Annotated in this window: 17 protein-coding genes; 13 read left to right on the forward strand and 4 right to left on the reverse strand. The window is 70.9% G+C overall.

The genetic code is table 11. From position 1 onward, the window contains the following. Nucleotides 1-315: 315 nt before the first annotated feature. The 3 genes from ACZ63E_RS21795 to ACZ63E_RS21805 form a co-directional block, all read right to left on the reverse strand. Nucleotides 316-1794, reverse strand: a complete 1479-nt coding sequence (locus ACZ63E_RS21795; RefSeq protein ID WP_465337945.1) for a DUF1996 domain-containing protein — start codon at nucleotides 1792-1794, stop codon at nucleotides 316-318. A 266-nt stretch (nucleotides 1795-2060) separates the two neighbouring features. Next, on the reverse strand, nucleotides 2061-2852 hold the full coding sequence (locus tag ACZ63E_RS21800) for an anti-sigma factor family protein (protein WP_465307513.1): 792 nt from the start codon (nucleotides 2850-2852) through the stop codon (nucleotides 2061-2063). A 7-nt stretch (nucleotides 2853-2859) separates the two neighbouring features. Then, nucleotides 2860-3423, reverse strand: a complete 564-nt coding sequence (locus ACZ63E_RS21805; protein ID WP_465337946.1) for a sigma-70 family RNA polymerase sigma factor — start codon at nucleotides 3421-3423, stop codon at nucleotides 2860-2862. Nucleotides 3424-3652: 229 nt separating this feature from the next. Here ACZ63E_RS21805 and ACZ63E_RS21810 point away from each other — a divergent pair, with 229 nt between their 5' ends. The 5 genes from ACZ63E_RS21810 to ACZ63E_RS21830 are packed head-to-tail and all read left to right on the forward strand — an operon-like array spanning nucleotide 3653 to nucleotide 7295. Then, nucleotides 3653-4246 carry a hypothetical protein gene (locus ACZ63E_RS21810; protein ID WP_465307517.1) on the forward strand — a complete coding sequence of 198 codons (594 nt, stop codon included), beginning with the start codon at nucleotides 3653-3655 and terminating at the stop codon, nucleotides 4244-4246. After that, complete coding sequence (locus tag ACZ63E_RS21815; RefSeq protein WP_465337947.1) at nucleotides 4230-5021, forward strand: DUF4142 domain-containing protein; 792 nt, start codon at nucleotides 4230-4232, stop codon at nucleotides 5019-5021. The genes ACZ63E_RS21810 and ACZ63E_RS21815 overlap by 17 nt, the downstream gene beginning before the upstream one ends. Beyond that, on the forward strand, nucleotides 5014-5631 hold the full coding sequence (locus ACZ63E_RS21820) for a ferric reductase-like transmembrane domain-containing protein (protein WP_465337948.1): 618 nt from the start codon (nucleotides 5014-5016) through the stop codon (nucleotides 5629-5631). The genes ACZ63E_RS21815 and ACZ63E_RS21820 overlap by 8 nt, the downstream gene beginning before the upstream one ends. A gap of 1 nt (nucleotide 5632) precedes the next feature. Beyond that, complete coding sequence (locus ACZ63E_RS21825; RefSeq protein ID WP_364564859.1) at nucleotides 5633-5863, forward strand: ferredoxin; 231 nt, start codon at nucleotides 5633-5635, stop codon at nucleotides 5861-5863. Then, nucleotides 5856-7295 carry an NAD(P)/FAD-dependent oxidoreductase gene (locus ACZ63E_RS21830; protein WP_465307524.1) on the forward strand — a complete coding sequence of 480 codons (1440 nt, stop codon included), beginning with the start codon at nucleotides 5856-5858 and terminating at the stop codon, nucleotides 7293-7295. Before ACZ63E_RS21825 ends, ACZ63E_RS21830 begins: the two co-directional genes overlap by 8 nt. Nucleotides 7296-7708: 413 nt before the next feature. On the opposite strand, the gene ACZ63E_RS21835 is transcribed toward ACZ63E_RS21830, so the two are convergent. Continuing rightward, entirely contained in the window at nucleotides 7709-9115 is a 1407-nt protein-coding gene (locus tag ACZ63E_RS21835) for an MFS transporter (protein ID WP_465338104.1), read from the reverse strand. 117 nt (nucleotides 9116-9232) lie between these two features. Here ACZ63E_RS21835 and ACZ63E_RS21840 point away from each other — a divergent pair, with 117 nt between their 5' ends. From ACZ63E_RS21840 to ACZ63E_RS21875, 8 genes are all read left to right on the forward strand, one after another. Next, entirely contained in the window at nucleotides 9233-10117 is an 885-nt protein-coding gene (locus ACZ63E_RS21840) for a LysR family transcriptional regulator (protein ID WP_465337949.1), read from the forward strand. A gap of 118 nt (nucleotides 10118-10235) precedes the next feature. Then, nucleotides 10236-10847 (forward strand): dihydrofolate reductase family protein, encoded by a 612-nt coding sequence (locus ACZ63E_RS21845; RefSeq protein WP_465337950.1) that lies wholly within the window; start codon nucleotides 10236-10238, stop codon nucleotides 10845-10847. A gap of 30 nt (nucleotides 10848-10877) precedes the next feature. Then, on the forward strand, nucleotides 10878-11207 hold the full coding sequence (locus ACZ63E_RS21850; protein WP_465337951.1) for a YciI family protein: 330 nt from the start codon (nucleotides 10878-10880) through the stop codon (nucleotides 11205-11207). A 27-nt stretch (nucleotides 11208-11234) separates the two neighbouring features. Further along, nucleotides 11235-11678 (forward strand): helix-turn-helix transcriptional regulator, encoded by a 444-nt coding sequence (locus tag ACZ63E_RS21855; protein WP_465337952.1) that lies wholly within the window; start codon nucleotides 11235-11237, stop codon nucleotides 11676-11678. A 10-nt stretch (nucleotides 11679-11688) separates the two neighbouring features. Then, nucleotides 11689-12099, forward strand: coding sequence for a VOC family protein (locus tag ACZ63E_RS21860; protein ID WP_465307534.1), 411 nt, complete (start codon nucleotides 11689-11691; stop codon nucleotides 12097-12099). 138 nt (nucleotides 12100-12237) lie between these two features. Continuing rightward, nucleotides 12238-12486, forward strand: a complete 249-nt coding sequence (locus ACZ63E_RS21865; RefSeq protein ID WP_465337953.1) for an AraC family transcriptional regulator — start codon at nucleotides 12238-12240, stop codon at nucleotides 12484-12486. Beyond that, complete coding sequence (locus ACZ63E_RS21870; protein ID WP_465337954.1) at nucleotides 12483-14855, forward strand: ATP-binding cassette domain-containing protein; 2373 nt, start codon at nucleotides 12483-12485, stop codon at nucleotides 14853-14855. The genes ACZ63E_RS21865 and ACZ63E_RS21870 overlap by 4 nt, the downstream gene beginning before the upstream one ends. 168 nt (nucleotides 14856-15023) lie before the next feature. Then, a complete protein-coding gene (locus ACZ63E_RS21875; protein WP_465337955.1) occupies nucleotides 15024-16040 on the forward strand; it encodes a fatty acid desaturase family protein in 1017 nt (338 codons plus the stop codon). The last annotated feature ends 5 nt before the right edge of the window (nucleotides 16041-16045 follow it).

Here is a 16045-nt window from a genome sequence, read left to right on the forward strand (position 1 = left end):
TGGTTCTGTCTCTTCTCTGGTGTCTTGCGCACTCTTTGTCCCCCCCCCCCCCCCCCCCCCCCCCCCCCCCCCCCCCCCCCCCCACCCCCCACCCCCCCCCCCCCCCCCCCCCCCCCCCCCCGGGACCGCGCTCGCCGGTTGCCCCGGGGCGCCGAGCGCCACCGGCTGGACCGCGCCGGAAGCAGCGTACGGGTTGGACCCGCAAGCCGCGACGAGCGCGAATCCGGCGACGGTGAGCACGGCGGCGGCAACCGGACGAGCACGGTTCATCGGAGGTTCTCCTTCCCCAATCCGGGTTTCAGCTGGCCGGGGTGACTATTCCGCGCAGGCCTTGCCCGAGTTGACGCAGTTGACGAGGCGGCCCATGATCTTCTTGCTCATCACGTTCGCGAAGTCGTCGTGGTCGGACCGCGGGTTGTGCTTTTCCTGGGCGAAGGCGTCCACTTTGTACTGGCCCTTCTGCTGGACGTCCTGCGGGACGTCGTAGACCAGCGTCACCTGCAGCTGCGGCACGTTCTTGAAGCCCTGCGGGCACTTGCCCTGCTGGTTCGCGAACACGATGTGCGTGCGATGGTTGGCGCTGTCGGTGTTCTTGCCGTCCCAGCAGTTCGGGAAGGCGTGGATGCGCTCGACCTTGCTGCCGGCCGGGCAGATCGGGTAGAGGTCGGTCAGCCGGTCCTCGAAGCCGGTGCAGGTCCAGCTGGGCCGGGCGTTGGCCGGGCCGTTGGTGCTCTGCTTGGCGTCACCGTAGAGGACCCGCAGGCCCAGCGGCATCGCGACGACGTTCTTCGCGCCACCACCGATGAACTTCAGGGTCGCGGACTCCGGCTCGAGGATCTCGCCGTCGTTGTCACCCACCTCTTCGTTCGCACCCTCCGGTCCGCCGAGCTCTTCGGCCGGGGGCGCGGCGGCGCTGCTGCTCTGGTTCTGGTTGCCGTTCTGGCCACCGTTGTTCTTGCCGCCGTTGCCGTTCTGGTTCTGGTTCTTGCCGCCACGACGCTGGTCCTGGCCCTGCTGCTGGTCCTGGTTGTCCTGCTGCTGGGCGTTCCAGTCACCGCGGCCGGTCGCGCCGCCGCCGGTGTTGCGCTTCTTCTGGTCGCCGTTCTGATCCTGCGCGTTCTGATCCTGCGCGTTCTGATCCTGCGCGTTCTGGTCCTGCGCGTTCTGGTCCTGCGCGTTCTGGTCGTCGGCCGCCTGGTCCTGGCCCTGCCCGGCCTCGTCCGCGGCCTGCGCGTCCTTGGCGCTCTGGTCCTGCTGGACGTCGCCGGTCTTGCCCTTCTGCTTCTGCTGCGCCTGCTGGTTTTCGTTCTCGTTCGCCGCGTTGTCCTCGCGGTCGATCCGGATCACGGGCCAGAAGTACGCCGACTGGTCACCGTTCTTGCAGGTCGTGTCGCCGGCGAGCAGGCTCTTGAGGCTGGAATCGGCGTCCGTGGTCACGTTGCCGACGTAGTCGTGCAGGTGCTGGGCGCCGTTCTTGATCCCGGGCTGGGCGATGAAGTTGTCCGGGTTGTGGTGCGCGCCGTCGGCGTTCGTTCCACAGTCGACGGTGAAGGATCCCTGCGCGCCCTTCTTCTGCAAGGCCGCGTTGACGTTGTTGCCCGCGGGAACCTTGTTGATGTCGATGAAGAACGACGGGTCGGCGGGGTCCGCGCTCGCTTCGCCCGTGCGGCCCGCGGTGACCGCGACGGCGAGTGCGCCGACGGCGATCGCCAGGCCGATCGCGCCCATGGCGATCTTCGTACGACGGGCGACGCGATGCTTGCCCGTCACGGGGGACCGAGAATTCCGGGCCATAGACTAGTTCACCTCGTTCGTTATTCCGGGCACGCCGAACACCGCGGTGGCCCGGGCAAGAACTACCGTTAGTTGAGGTCGAGATCACGCGGAGCCCGGGGGATGCGTTCGGCTCCGGCGTCGGGATGCATCGGGGGATGCATTGGGGGATACGGACCCCGGTGCCGCGAGGTTCAAAAGCGACCGGCCCGTTATCTGTTCGTTATCAAGCGGAACGCAACCGGGCAGCATTGACCCAGGTCACCGCGTTTTAGCCGGAAAAAGATTCAGCGCTGCACGGTGACGAGGACGGTGCCGTCGTCACCACGGACCTCGAACCGCGCGATCTGGTCCATCACCATCGAGATGGAACCCTGCAGCCGCAACGGTTCCGAGGAGCCGGGAATGCCGAAACCCTTGGGCGGCACCACCCAGCTGGACACGACGCGCTCGTCACCCGACGCCGAGACGGCGATCAGCTGGCACTTCAACGGCCCGACGATCCCGCGCAGCTCGAGGTCGACCCGGCTGCCCCACTCCACCGGAGAGACGGTGACGAGGGCGCTGACCGCGGACCCGCCGCTGCCGCGGCCGTAGGTCTGGCCGCCGCCGGGCTGGCTCGGGGTGCCGCTCTCCGGCGGCGCGGTGGACGTCGCGGGCACGCTCGTCACCGGCGGCGGCTGCTTGCCGCTCGGCGCGGCGAGCGAGGCGGGCGGGACGGCGTCGGCCGGCCGGACCGCGAGGGTCACCAGCGGGCCGGCCACGACGAGGGAGGCGGCCGCGACGCCGGCGATGATGCCGAGGCGCTTGCGGCGGCGCCGCTTGACGGTGGCCTCTTCCATCAGGCCACGCAGGACCCGCGGCCCGGGCGCGAGGGTGCGCGGGCTCGGCGCGGGCATCGGGGGCTCCGGCCAGCTGCGCTTCACCAGGTCCAGGACGTCCGGGAGCTGGTAGAGCTCGATCAGGTCGAGCTGGCAGTGCGGGCAGTTCATGAGGTGGGCTTCGAACTGGGTGTTCTCGGCCTCGCTGAGGACGCCGAGCACGTATGCGGCGACATCGGTGTGTGCGGACCCGGCCACCCTCAGTTCACCCCCGCTCGCGGAGGGCACGGCGCAGCGCGCGGACGGCGTGGTGGATGCGGGACTTGATCGTGCCCGGGGGCACCCCGAGGGTCGCCGCGACCTCGTTCACGGTCCGATCGCGCAGGTAGGTCTGCTGGATGGCCTCCCGCTGCTCGGGCGAAAGCCCCTGCAGCGCCTCGTAAACGATCATCGCGGCGAGCGTCCGGTCCGATTCGTCGGACACCGCGATCGCGTCGGATTCGATCTCCTCGAGCTCCTGGGGGCGGACGCTCCGGCTGCGCCAGCCGTCGATGACGATACGCCGGGCCACCGTGAACAGCCACGCGCGCAACATCTCGGGCCGGCGGTCGAGCTTGTCCGCGTTCCGCCATGCCTTGATCAGGGTCTCCTGCACGACGTCCTCGGCCCACTGCCGGTCGTGACCGGTCAGCCGCAGGGCGAACGCCATGAGGGCCCCGCCGAACTCCTGGTAGAGCGCCTTCGCCAGATCATCGGAGGCGTCGTCGGACCCGACAACCGCTTCCTGGTGATCTTCGACGGGTCTCAGCGCTCGAGTGTGCCGTCCCACGCGGCACATCCTGGTGTGCCGGAGCCCCGGAGTCCAGTACCAAATGTCCCGGAACTTTTTTGAACCGTTTCCGGATCGTGTCCGTATCCCCTACCGAAGACCCCCGACAAGGCGTTGTCCCCCGCAACGCTCCGCATCCACTCCGGACCGAAAGTCCACTGTGGATCTTTCGCGCGCTTTTCCGCCGCACCCTCGGCGACGGCGCGTAGTCATGCCCCACGGAGGAGCAGTGATCCGCATTCCCCGAACGGTGGTCCCCGCCGCCGTGTGCCTCACCGCACTCGCTCTGCTCACCGCCTGCACCGCCGGCGCCGCGACCACCTCGGGTGGTTACGCCGCAGGTGGCGGGGCCGGCATGCAGATGCCCGGCATGCAGGCGCCGCTGACCCTGGCGATGCCGCAGCCCATCACCGCCAACCCGAACGACCCGGCGAAGAGCCAGCTCCGCGCGGCCAAGACCTTCGACCTCGGCCTGATGCTCGTCGACGGGACCGGGTACACGATCTACCGCTACGACCGGGACACGACCGACCCGTCCCGGTCCAACTGCAACGACGCGTGCGCCGCGAAGTGGATCCCCGTCAAGACCGGCGGTCCCGCGCCGATCGACGTCGACCAGTCCCTCATCGGCCAGATCACCCGCGACGACGGCACCCAGCAGGTCACCCTCGCCGGCTGGCCGCTGTACCACTTCACCGGCGACAGCGAACCGGCCGACACGTCCGGCCAGGGCGCCGACCAGGCCTGGTACCCGATCGCGCCGGACGGCAAGAAGATCACGCTGACCCAGGACGAGTGGAGGCAAAATGCGTTCGGCGTCTGAGTTCGCCACGCTCGAGCTGGACCCGCCGTCCGCTCTGGAGCGCTCGCGGCCGCTGGTCCGCATCCTGTTCGTGGTCGTCGCCGTGCTGGCGCTGCTCGCGCCGGGTTCGGCCTCGACCGCCCAGACCACCGCGGTCTCGCCCACCGACGCGGTGCTGCTGACCAAGGTCCGCCAGGCCGGTCTGTGGGAGATGCCCTCCGGCATGATGGCCATGGAGAAGGGCAGCCCGCAGGTCAAGGCGGTCGGCTTCGCGATCATGATGGACCACGGCCGGCTCGACGTCGCGACCCGCGCGCTGTCGGCGAAGCTGAACTCGCCGGTCCCCGACCAGCCGTCCGACGAGCAGCGCGGCTGGCTGCTCGAAGAGATGAACGCGGCCCCCGGCCCGGCCTTCGACCGCGTGTTCGCCAACCGGCTGCGCGCCGCGCACGGCCAGGTGTTCGCCATCCTCGCGCAGCTGCGCGCCGGCACCCGCAACGACGACGTGCGCGCGTTCGCGACCGTCGGCAACCAGGCCGTGATGCGGCACATGACGATGCTCGAGAGCACCGGGATGGTCGACTACACCGCGCTCCCCGAGCCCAGTGTGTCCACCACGGCGGCGCCCGCCGGGGCCCAGCTGGGCCTCGACACCTCCCAGATCGCCGTGGTGTCGGCGTTGTTCCTGCTGGTCGGCGGCGGTCTGTTCTACGTGCTGCGCCAGATCAAGGGCAACCGCCGCGGCCGCGGCTCGTCCCGTCCGGTCCCGGTCCGTGCCGGGGGCACCCATGGTTGAGACCTGGCACGACGCGACGATCCTGATCACGCAGCAGTTCCAGCCGAAGACCGACCCGGCGGCGCGCGGCCTCGCGGCGTTCGCCGCCCGGGCGTCCTACGCGGCGATGATGCTGACCCTCACCTGGGGCGTGCTCACCGCCACGGGCTGGGTGCGCTCGGTCACCGGCCGCAAGGCGCTGCGCAGCACGCACCTGGTCCTCGCGACCGGAACGCTGATCTTCGGCGGCATCCACGCGCTGGGCTTCTTCTACCTGACGATCCAGCCCTACACGCTGCAGTACCTGTTCGTCCCCTTCCTCTCCGGCCAGGAGACCCGGCACAACCTCGGCATCGTCGGTCTCGAGGTCATGCTGGCCATCGGCTTCACCGCCGGCCTGCAGCGGTTCACCTCCTACCGCCGCTGGCTGTGGCTGCACCGGTGCGCGTACCCGGCGGTGGCGCTGACCGCGCTGCACGCCTGGTTCGGCGCGATCGCCAACGGCCACCTCTCGACCGTGTGGCTGGGCGGCATCACGCTGCTCATCCCGGCGGTCACGGTGTCGCTGCTGCGGTTCATGCCCGCCCGGACCCTGGAACGCATCGGGCTCGTGGAAGAGCAGGTGGCCTGACATGCCCTTCCGTTTGCCCGGTGGCGGGCCCCGGATCAGCGTCGACAACGACCGGTGCGAGCTCTACGGCATCTGCGCCATGGAGGCGCCGGACGTGTTCGACCTCGGCCAGGACGGCCGGCTGCGCTTCCACACGCGGCTGCTGGACGAAACCACGATGGAACAGGCGAAGATGGCGGCCCGCTGCTGCCCGATGCAGGCGGTCGTGATGAGAGGGGACCTCGATGGCTGACGGCGACCGGATCGTCATCGTCGGCGCCGGCGTCGCCGGGCTGCGTGCCGCGGAACGCCTGCGGGAACAGAACTTCGACGGTGAGATCGTGCTCATCGGCGACGAGGCCCGGCGCCCCTACCACCGCCCGATGGTGTCCAAGGCCCTCGTGATGGGAACCGAACGGCCCAGCGACGTGGGCCTTTCGCACTACCTGCCGGACCTCGACGTGCACTGGCGCCTCGGCGCCCGCGTCACGCACCTGGACACCACCGAGCGGGTCGTGCACCTGCCCGGCGGGGAGTCCCTCTGGTACGACGGCCTGATCGCCGCGACCGGCGTCTACCCGCGGCACCTGCCCGGGTCGCCGCGGCACGACCCGCGCGTGCGGATCCTGCGCACGGTCGAGGACTCGATGGCCGTGCGGCGCTGCCTGCACGCCAGCAAGAAGCCGGCGGTCGTGATCGGCGCCGGCCTGATCGGCAACGAGTTCGCCGCGAGCATGCGGCACATCGGCCGCGACGTCACGCTCGTCGGCCACGCCAAGGCCCCGCTGCACCGCTTCGGCGACCGCGTCTCGAGCGGCGTCGTCGAGGCACACCACGAGCACCGGGCGAAGCTCGCGATGAAGAGCGAAGTGCGGCACTGGATCAGCACGAAGGACACCGTCGGGCTGCACCTGACGAACAACCAGCTGCTGGTCGCCAGTGTCGTCGTGCTCGCCATCGGCAGTGTCCCGTCGGTCGACTGGATGCGCGGCTCCGGCCTCGACATCAGCGACGGCGTGCTCTGCGACTCGAAGCTGTTCGCCGAGGGCGCGTCCGACGTCGTCATCGCCGGCGACATCGCGCGCTGGCCGAACCTGCGCTTCGACGAGACCCCGCGCCGCGTCGAGCACTGGATCAACGCCGTGGAGTCGGCCCGGCACGCGGCGGACAACCTGCTGATGGGCCACTCCAGCGCCGTGCCGTTCACCCCGCTCCCCCGGGCGTGGTCGACGCTGTACGACACGCGGCTGCAGATGTGCGGCATGCCGTCGCTGGCCGAGGACACCGTCACGCTGGCCGACGGCATCACCGGCTTCATCCGCGACGGCCGGCTCGTCGGCGTCTCGGCGTGGGACAAACCGCGGGCGATGCTCGACTGGATGGCCGAGCTCGACCGGCGGCTGCCCGCGCCCGACTACGTGCCCGAGCCGGAGCCCGCTCCGGTCGCCGAGGTCCCCGAGGTCCCGGTCGTCGAGCCGGCGCTCGCCGCGCTGGCGGCCGAGGTGCCGACGGAGTTCGAAAGCGGCTTCGACCAGCAGGCCTTCGAGCGCGAGTTCGAGAGCGAGTTCGCCAACAACATCCCCACGACGGCGTTCCCCGCGCTGGCGGCCCCGCCGACCACGGCGTTCGCCGCCCAGCCCGGAGCGGCCGCGCCGCCCACCATGGCCATCCCGATGGGGAGGTAGCAGAGCCGGGGCGGGGCTGCGCGCAGCGGTCCCCGTCCCTTGCCGGTCACCACGCCCCCTCCGCGGCTGGGCGGTGTGGTGACCGGTCCCCCACGTGACACTGCGAACGTCCCCCCTGCCCGCCTCGCGTCCGGTGCCGGTGACAACCGGAACAGGCCGAGCGTCCGGCGGGCCAGGAGAGGGCCATCCCGAGGGAACCCGACACCCCCGGGATGGCCTTCTTCCGGCCGCGCCGGGCGGGGGTCCGGGGTCGAGCGTCACGGCGGCGAACCTGCCGCCGGGGCGTGCATCGTCCGTGCCGGCCCTTCCGGGGGAAGGGTATGCCGCCGGAAGGATCGGCACGGTCGGAAGTCGGGGTCGGGGTTGCACCGGCGAAGGCCGTCCCCAGGGAACGGGAACCCTCGGGACGGCCTTCACCTCGTCCGCCTGGCGACCCGCGCTTCCCCCACGACCAACGCGCCTAGGACGAGAACAGCCACTCCGACCGCCCGCAGCCCGGCGTCCGCGCCCGCGGTGAAGGCCGCGACGACGTCGGCCGCGTGGCCCGTCCTGGCCAATGCTTCCGCCACCGTGTGCGCGCCGCGTGCTTCCGGCGGGAGCGCGTCGGCGAACTTCGCGGTCATCACCGTGGCGATCACGGCGACCCCGAGCGCGCTGCCGAACTCCCGGGTGGTGGCCTGCAGGCCGGTGCCGACGCCCGCCTGCGCCGGCGGCAGTGCGCCCGCGATGATCCCGGACAGCGTCGGCAGGGCCAGCGTCACCCCGATCCCGGTCACCACGAGCCAAGCCGCATATCCGGCGTACGGCGTCTGCGCGTCGCTTGTCGACAGTCCGAGCAGGCCACCGCCGACGAACGCGAACGCGAGCGCGATGGTCGCGTCGAGGCCGACGCGCCGGGTCAGCAGCCCGACGTGGCGGCCGCCGAGGATGATCGGGACGGTCAGCGGGATGATCCCGAGCCCGGTCCCCAGCACGCCGAACCCCTTGGCGTACTGCAGGAACGACGCGTTGACGTAGAACAGCGCGAACATGCCGAAGAAGATCGCCGTCAGCCCGAGGCAGGCGCTGCGCAGGCCCGCGATCCGGAACAGCCGGGGGTCCAGCAGCGGGTGCCCGGCCTTCAGCTCGACGAGCACCCAGGCGGTGAAGAGCACGGCGGCGCCGGCGAACCCGGTCACCACGAGCGCACTCCCCCAGCCCGCCTCCGGGCCTTGGACGATCCCGACCAGCAGCGCGACCGACGCGCCGACGAGCAGCACCGCCGCGAGCGGGTCGAGCCGGCGGTCGTGGCGGGCGGACACCGGCGCGGTCCGGGCCACCAGCGCGGCCGCGACGAGCGCGAGCGGCACGGCGGCGGCGAAGAGCCAGCGCCAGGAACCCGCCGTGAGGACCAGGCCGCCGCCGACGTTGCCGACCACGCCGCCGATGCCGGTCATCGACGCCCAGACGGCGATCGTCGCGGGCTTGCGCTCGGCAGCGACGGCGTGCAGCAGCACGGCGAGCGAGTTGGGCAGCACGGCGGCGGCGCCGACGCCGGTGAGCGCGCGGCCGGCGAGCAGCACGACGACGTCCGGCGCCAGCGCGGAGACGAGCGCGCCCACCGCGAACAGCACGAGCCCGGCCAGCAGGACACCCTTGCGGCCGAACCGGTCCCCCGCGGCGCCGCCGGGGATCACCAGGCAGGCGAACACGATCACGTAGGTGTCGACGATCCAGACCAGCGCCGACGCGGAGGGATGGAGGGCGCTCGCGGCCAGCATCGGGACGGCGAGGTTGATCGCCGCGACCATCCCGACGACGAGCACGACGCAGGCGCACATGACGGTGAGCAGTCCGGTGGTTTCCCGGTGTCTGAGGACCATGCACCCGACGGTAGGGATGGCCGGGGGCGGCGTGCCACGCAACTTCGGCAACAACTGTTTGCGTAGAATGCAACGATGGCGGACCAGCTCGACTTGAACCTCCTGCGCGTTTTCGACGCGCTCCTACAGGAAGGGAGCGTCACGGCGGCGGCCGAGCGCCTCCACCTGTCGATCCCGGCGGCCAGCCGCGCGCTGGGCCGGCTGCGGCGCGCGATGGGCGACCCGATCCTGGTGCGCGCGGGGCGCGGGATGGCGCCGACGCCGTTCGCGCTGCGCACGGCCCCGCGGGTGCGGTCGCTGCTGGACGAGGCGGCCGCCCTGGTCACCACCGAATTCTCGCTCGCCGACCTCAACCGGACCTTCACGATCCGCATCAACGACGGCGTGGCGGCCACGCTGGCGACGGCGGCGGTCGAAGCCGCGGCGGCGGCCGCTCCCGGCGTGACCCTGCGTTTTGTCGCCGAAGGCGGCGAAAGCACCGAAGCCCTGCGTGACGGCTCGGTCGACCTGGACATCGGCGCCGGCGACGTCACGGCGCCCGACATCCGCACCACCGTGCTGTACACCGAACGCCTGGTCGGCCTGGTCCGGGAGGACAGCCCCCTGGGCCGGCGCCCGACGCTGGCGCAGCTCTGCCGGCACCCGCACGTGTCGGCGTCCCGGCGCGGCCGCGCCCGGGGACCCCTGGACGACGCGCTCGAGGCGGCGGGACTGTCCCGGCACGTGGCGGCGGTGGTGCCGACGTCCGCTGTCGCCATGCTGCTGGTGGCGTCGAGCCCGTACGTCGGGCTCGTGCCGCAGCGGCTGGCCGAGCGGCACGGGCCGGCGCTGGGCCTGCGCTGGTTCCGGGTGCCGGCCCCGCTGCCGGAGGTGGACGTCCGGCTCTGCTGGCACGCCCGTCTCGACGCCGACCCGGCCCAGCGCTGGCTGCGCGAAACCATCCGTGACGCCCTCCGCTGAGCCTCCGCGGAAAGATCTTCGAAGAATTTTCCGGAGACGTGTCGAATCGCGGCCGCGGAGTTCGTAGCCGGAGTGAAGCCACCCACGAGGGGCGGCGCGAAGGCGAGGGACCGCGACCATGAAGCTGACGACCATCACCCAGATCACCGTCGACGGAGTTGTGCAGGGCAACGGCGGCGCGTCGGAGGAGGACCGCCGGAACGGCTTCGAGCGCGGCGGCTGGGCCCTGGGCAGGGGCGACGACGAGACCCGCGAGCTCATCACGCGCACCTACCAGCGCGCCGAGGCGTTCCTCTTCGGACGGCGGACCTACGAGCTGTTCGCCCGGTCCTGGGGCTCGGTCGAGCAGATGCGCGCCCACCCGATCGGCGTGGCGCTGGAGGCGGCTCCCAAGTACGTCGCCTCGGGCACGCTCACCACGCCGGAGTGGGACGGCACGACCGTGCTCGGCGACGACCTCGCGGCCGCCGTCCGGGAGCTGAAGGCCAAGCCGGGCGGTGAGCTGCAGGTGCACGGCAGCGGCACGCTCACCCGGTGGCTGCTGGAACACGACCTGGTCGACGAGCTGACCCTGCTCGTGGTCCCGGTGGTGCTCGGCCAGGGCGCGCGGCTGTTCCCGGACGCCGGCCCGGACCTCGCGCTCGACCTCGTCGAGTCGCGGACCGACACGAAGGGCGTGACGACCCAGGTCTTCCGGCCGGCCGGTCGTCCGCGGTATGCAACGGTCTGACATTCCCGACGCCGAGGAGCTGACTTCCGGATGCAATACCTGGTTTCCGTGATCGACGACAAGACCGACCCCGGCCGCACGGACCGGGAGCCCGCCATCAGCGCGTTCAACGAACGCCTGGTCGCCGACGGCTACTGGGTGTTCGCGGGCGGGCTCGCGGACACCACCGCGGCCACGGTCGTCGACAACCGGGGCGGGGCGGTCGTGGTCAGCGACGGGCCCTTCGTGGAGTCGAAGGAGTACCTGGCCGGCGTCTGGGTCTGGGAGGTCCCCGACGCTTCGGTGGCGCTCGAGCTCGCCACCGAAGCGTCGAAGGCCTGCGACCGGAAGGTCGAACTGCGGCCGTTCTCGGCCGGGTGAGCGCGTCCGATATGGCAGGATCGGGGCGTGACCAGCACCGCCGCCACGGCGCAGTACCTGCGTGACCTCGCGCTGCTGCGGCGCGTCCGCGACCGGATCGACCGGGAGTACGCCCAGCCGCTCGACGTCGAAGCCCTCGCGCGCGGCGTCAACATGTCCGGCGGGCACCTCAGCCGGCAGTTCCGCCGCGCCTACGGGGAGTCACCGTATTCGTACCTCATGACACGGCGGATCGAGCGCGCGATGGCGCTGCTGCGCACGGGCGAGCTGAGCGTCACGGAGGTCTGCTTCACGGTCGGCTTCTCGTCGCTGGGCACCTTCAGCACGCGGTTCGCCGAGCTGGTGGGCATGCCGCCGAGCGTCTACAAGGAGCAGCAGGCCGAGGCCACCGTGGGCATGCCGCCGTGCGTGGCCAAACAGGTCACCAGACCGATCAGGAATCGAGAAGCGCGGCCCTCGGCGGCCACCTAGGGTGACGACCATGGACGTCACCATTCACGCGAGCTTCCTCCCGCACACCGACGCGGAGGCCTCCCTGGCCTTCTACCGCGACCTGCTCGGCTTCGAGGTCCGCCAGAACGTCAAGTACGGCGAGATGAACTGGATCACGGTCGGCCCGCCGAACCAGCCCGACACGGCGATCGTGCTGTCACCGGCGTCCGCGACGCCCGGCCTCACCGACGAAGAGCGCCGCATGATCGCCGAGATGATGGCCAAGGGCACCTACGCCTCGATCAACCTGGCGACCAAGGACCTCGACGCCCTCTTCGCGAAGCTCGAAGCGGGCAACGCCGAGGTCGTCCAGGAGCCGGTCGACCAGCCCTACGGCGTCCGCGACTGCTCCTTCCGCGACCCCGCCGGCAACCTGCTCCGCATCCAGGAGCTGCGCTGACCGAGGTCCGGTCGTGGTGACGGCGGGCGCGGGTTACGCGCTCTTCCTCGACGGGCCGCTGGTCGGGGTCCTCACGCTCTTGCTGCTCCCGATCGCCGCGCGGGCGGTGCTCGGCCGTTCATCAATGGGAGACCGATCATGTGCCTGAGCCTGTCCGCCGCCGCCCGGCGGCACATCGCCGAGCTGACGCTGCTGCGCCGGGTGCGCGACCGCATCGACCGCGAGCAGACCCTTGACGTCGAGGCGCTCGCCGCCGGCGCGGGCATGACGACCGGGGACCTCCTCCGCCGCTTCCGGGACGCCTACGGGCAGTCCCCGCACGCCTACCAGCGGGCCGCCCGGGCGCTCCGCACGCTGACCGCCGACCGAGTCCTGGAGACACGATGACCACGAGAAAGCCCGCGGCCCACCGCGCCGACAGTCACGACCTGATCCGCGTCCACGGCGCGCGCGTGAACAACCTCAAGGACGTGAGTGTCGAGCTGCCGAAGCGGCGGCTGACGGTGTTCACCGGGGTCTCCGGCTCCGGCAAGAGCTCGCTGGTGTTCAGCACGATCGCCGCGGAGTCGCAGCGGCTGATCAACGAGACCTACAGCACCTTCGTGCAGGGGTTCATGCCGACGCTGGCCCGGCCCGACGTCGACGTGCTCGACGGGATCACCACCGCGATCATCGTCGACCAGGAGCGGATGGGCGCCAACGCGCACTCGACGGTCGGCACCGCGACCGACGCCAACGCGATGCTGCGCATCCTGTTCAGCCGGCTCGGTCAGCCGCACATCGGCTCACCGCAGGCGTTTTCGTTCAACGTCGCCTCGATCAGCGGCGCCGGCGCGGTCACCATCGAGAAGGCCGGGCGGCAGATCAAGGAGCGCCGCAGCTTCAGCATCACCGGCGGCATGTGCCCGCGCTGCGAGGGCCGCGGCAAGGTCAACGACATCGACCTGACCGCGCTGTTCGACGAGGAGAAGTCGCTCAACGAGGGCGCGATCACCATTCCCGGGTACAGCATGGAGGGCTGGTACGGCCGCATCTTCCGCGGCTCCGGCTTCTTCGACCCGGACAAGCCGATCAAGAAGTACACGAAGAAGCAGTTCAACGACCTGGTCTACAAGGAGCCGACCAAGATCAAGGTCGAGGGCATCAACCTGACGTACTCGGGGCTGGTGCCGGCGATCCAGAAGTCCTTCCTGGCCAAGGACGTCGACGCGATGCAGCCGCACATCCGCGCGTTCGTCGAGCGGGCCGTCACGTTCACGACGTGCCCGGACTGCGACGGGACGCGGCTGTCCGAAGAGGCCCGGTCGTCGAAGATCGACGGGATCAGCATCGCCGACGTCTGCGCGATGCAGATCAGCGACCTGGCCGGCTGGGTGGGGAAGCTGGCCGAGCCGTCGGTCGCGCCGCTGCTGGACGCGCTGAAGCGCACCCTCGACTCGTTCGTCGAGATCGGGCTGGGGTACCTCTCGCTCGACCGTCCATCCGGGACGCTCTCGGGCGGGGAAGCCCAGCGCACCAAGATGATCCGCCACCTCGGGTCGTCGCTGACCGACGTCACCTACGTCTTCGACGAGCCGACGATCGGCCTGCACCCGCACGACATCCAGCGCATGAACGACCTGCTGCTGCAGCTGCGTGACAAGGGCAACACGGTGCTGGTCGTCGAGCACAAGCCCGAGGCGATCGCGATCGCCGACCACGTCGTCGACCTCGGCCCGCACGCCGGGTCGAAGGGCGGCGAGGTCGTCTTCGAGGGCACTGTGGACGGTCTGCGCAAGAGCAAGACGCTGACCGGACGGCACCTGGACGACCGCGCGTCGCTGAAGGAGTCCGTGCGGGAGCGGTCGGGGGTGCTGGAGGTGCGCGGCGCTTCGACGCACAACCTGCAGGACGTCGACGTCGACATCCCGCTCGGGGTGCTGGTGGTCGTGACCGGCGTGGCGGGCTCGGGCAAGAGCTCGCTGATCCACGGCTCGGTGGCCGGGCGCGAGGGCGTGGTGGCGGTCGACCAGACCGGGATCCGCGGCTCGCGCCGGAGCAACCCGGCGACCTACACCGGCCTGCTGGAGCCGATCCGCAAGGCGTTCGCCAAGGCCAACGGCGTGAAGCCGGCCCTGTTCAGCGCGAACTCCGAGGGCGCGTGCCCCAACTGCAACGGCGCCGGCGTCGTCTACACCGACCTCGGGATCATGGCCGGCACCGCCAACCCGTGCGAGGTGTGCGACGGCAAGCGGTTCTCGGCCGAGGTGCTGGAGTACACCTTCGGCGGCCGCGACATCAGCGAGGTGCTCGCGATGTCGGTGACCGAGGCCGAGGAGTTCTTCGGCGCGGGCGACGCGCAAACCCCGGCGGCGCACAAGATCCTGACGCACCTGGCCGACGTCGGCCTCGGTTACCTGACGCTCGGCCAGCCGCTCACGACGTTGTCCGGCGGCGAGCGCCAGCGGATCAAGCTGGCCACGCGGATGGCGGAGAAGGGCGGGGTGTACGTCCTCGACGAGCCGACGGCCGGTCTGCACCTGGCCGACGTCGAGCAGCTGCTGGGCCTGCTCGACCGGCTCGTGGAGTCGGGCAAGTCGGTGATCGTGATCGAGCACCACCAGGCGGTGATGGCCCACGCGGACTGGATCATCGACCTCGGCCCGGGCGCGGGCCACGACGGCGGCCGGGTGGTCTTCGAGGGCACCCCGGCGCAGCTGGTGAAGGCACGGAAGAAGACGCTGACCGGGCGGCACCTCGCGGAGTACGTCGGCTGACACGACCGGATGCAATGAATGACTCATTCATGTCGTCCGATGCCATGAATGAGTCATTCATTACGTCGGTGCCCACGTATACCAGGGCGGACGGTAGGGCTGGCCCCCGCAAACCGGCTGGGGCGCGCAGGATTCCGCGGCGGCCGCCCACGCCGAAGACTCGGGGGTGTGACCACTACAGAGATCAGTACCGGCAGCGACTTCGCCCGGCTGAGCCAGCGTGTCTCCGCCGCCGGCCTGATGCAGCGCCGTCCCGGTTACTACACCGCCCGGATCGCCGTCGTGACCGGGCTGTTCGCCGCCGGCTGGGTCGCTTTCGCGTTCCTCGGGAACTCGTGGTGGCAGCTGGCCGTCGCCGCGTTCCAGGCCGTCATGTTCGGGCAGATCGCGCTGCTGTCCCACGACCTCGCGCACAAGCAGGTGTTCCGGCGCCGCCGGCCCACCGAGATCGCCGGGATGCTCGCGGGCAACCTCGGCATCGGGATGAGCTACGGCTGGTGGATGGACAAGCACACCCGCCACCACGCCAACCCGAACCACGAGGAGCTCGACCCGGACGTCGACCCGGACATCCTGGTGTGGTCGAAGGACCAGGCCCGCGCCAGCCGCGGGGTGCCCCGGTTCATCGGGCGGTACCAGGCCTTCCTGTTCTTCCCGCTGCTGACGCTCGAAGGGCTGAACCTGCACTGGTCCGGCGTCCGCGCGGTCGGCAAGCCGGGCCTGCGCCGCCGCGGGCTCGAAGCCGCGTTGCTCGCGACGCACTTCGTCGTCTACTTCAGCGCGTTGCTCACCGTGCTGTCCCCCGGCATGGCGCTGCTGTTCTTCGCCGTCCACCAAGGACTGTGGGGTGTCTACATGGGATCGATCTTCGCGCCCAACCACAAGGGCATGCCGACGCTGACCGGGCGCCCCGAGCTGGACTTCCTCCGCAAGCAGGTGCTGACCTCGCGCAACGTCCGCGGCGGGCTCGTCACCGACGTCGCGCTCGGCGGCCTCAACTACCAGATCGAGCACCACCTGTTCCCGAGCATGCCGTCGCCGCACCTGCGGCGGGCGCAGCCGATCGTCCAGGCCTACTGCGCCGAGCTGGGCATCCCGTACCTGGAGACGAGCCTCGTCGAGTCGTACCGGCAGGCGCTCACCCACCTGCATGAAGCTGGGGCGCCTCTCAGGAACCGTTCGTAGACTCG

The sequence above is a fragment of the Amycolatopsis sp. NPDC104819 genome (genome assembly GCF_055583145.1).

Excerpts from the sequence above, each read along its gene's own strand:
- ACZ63E_RS21815 (WP_465337947.1), top strand. The coding sequence starts at position 4,230 with ATGCGTTCGGCGTCTGAGTTCGCCACGCTCGAGCTGGACCCGCCGTCC.
- ACZ63E_RS21820 (WP_465337948.1), top strand. The coding sequence starts at position 5,014 with ATGGTTGAGACCTGGCACGACGCGACGATCCTGATCACGCAGCAGTTC.
- ACZ63E_RS21850 (WP_465337951.1), top strand. The coding sequence starts at position 10,878 with ATGCAATACCTGGTTTCCGTGATCGACGACAAGACCGACCCCGGCCGC.
- ACZ63E_RS21840 (WP_465337949.1), top strand. The coding sequence starts at position 9,233 with ATGGCGGACCAGCTCGACTTGAACCTCCTGCGCGTTTTCGACGCGCTC.
- ACZ63E_RS21845 (WP_465337950.1), top strand. The coding sequence starts at position 10,236 with ATGAAGCTGACGACCATCACCCAGATCACCGTCGACGGAGTTGTGCAG.
- ACZ63E_RS21870 (WP_465337954.1), top strand. The coding sequence starts at position 12,483 with ATGACCACGAGAAAGCCCGCGGCCCACCGCGCCGACAGTCACGACCTG.
- ACZ63E_RS21865 (WP_465337953.1), top strand. The coding sequence starts at position 12,238 with ATGTGCCTGAGCCTGTCCGCCGCCGCCCGGCGGCACATCGCCGAGCTG.
- ACZ63E_RS21795 (WP_465337945.1), bottom strand. The coding sequence starts at position 1,794 with ATGGCCCGGAATTCTCGGTCCCCCGTGACGGGCAAGCATCGCGTCGCC.
- ACZ63E_RS21835 (WP_465338104.1), bottom strand. The coding sequence starts at position 9,115 with ATGTGCGCCTGCGTCGTGCTCGTCGTCGGGATGGTCGCGGCGATCAAC.
- ACZ63E_RS21830 (WP_465307524.1), top strand. The coding sequence starts at position 5,856 with ATGGCTGACGGCGACCGGATCGTCATCGTCGGCGCCGGCGTCGCCGGG.
- ACZ63E_RS21825 (WP_364564859.1), top strand. The coding sequence starts at position 5,633 with ATGCCCTTCCGTTTGCCCGGTGGCGGGCCCCGGATCAGCGTCGACAAC.
- ACZ63E_RS21860 (WP_465307534.1), top strand. The coding sequence starts at position 11,689 with ATGGACGTCACCATTCACGCGAGCTTCCTCCCGCACACCGACGCGGAG.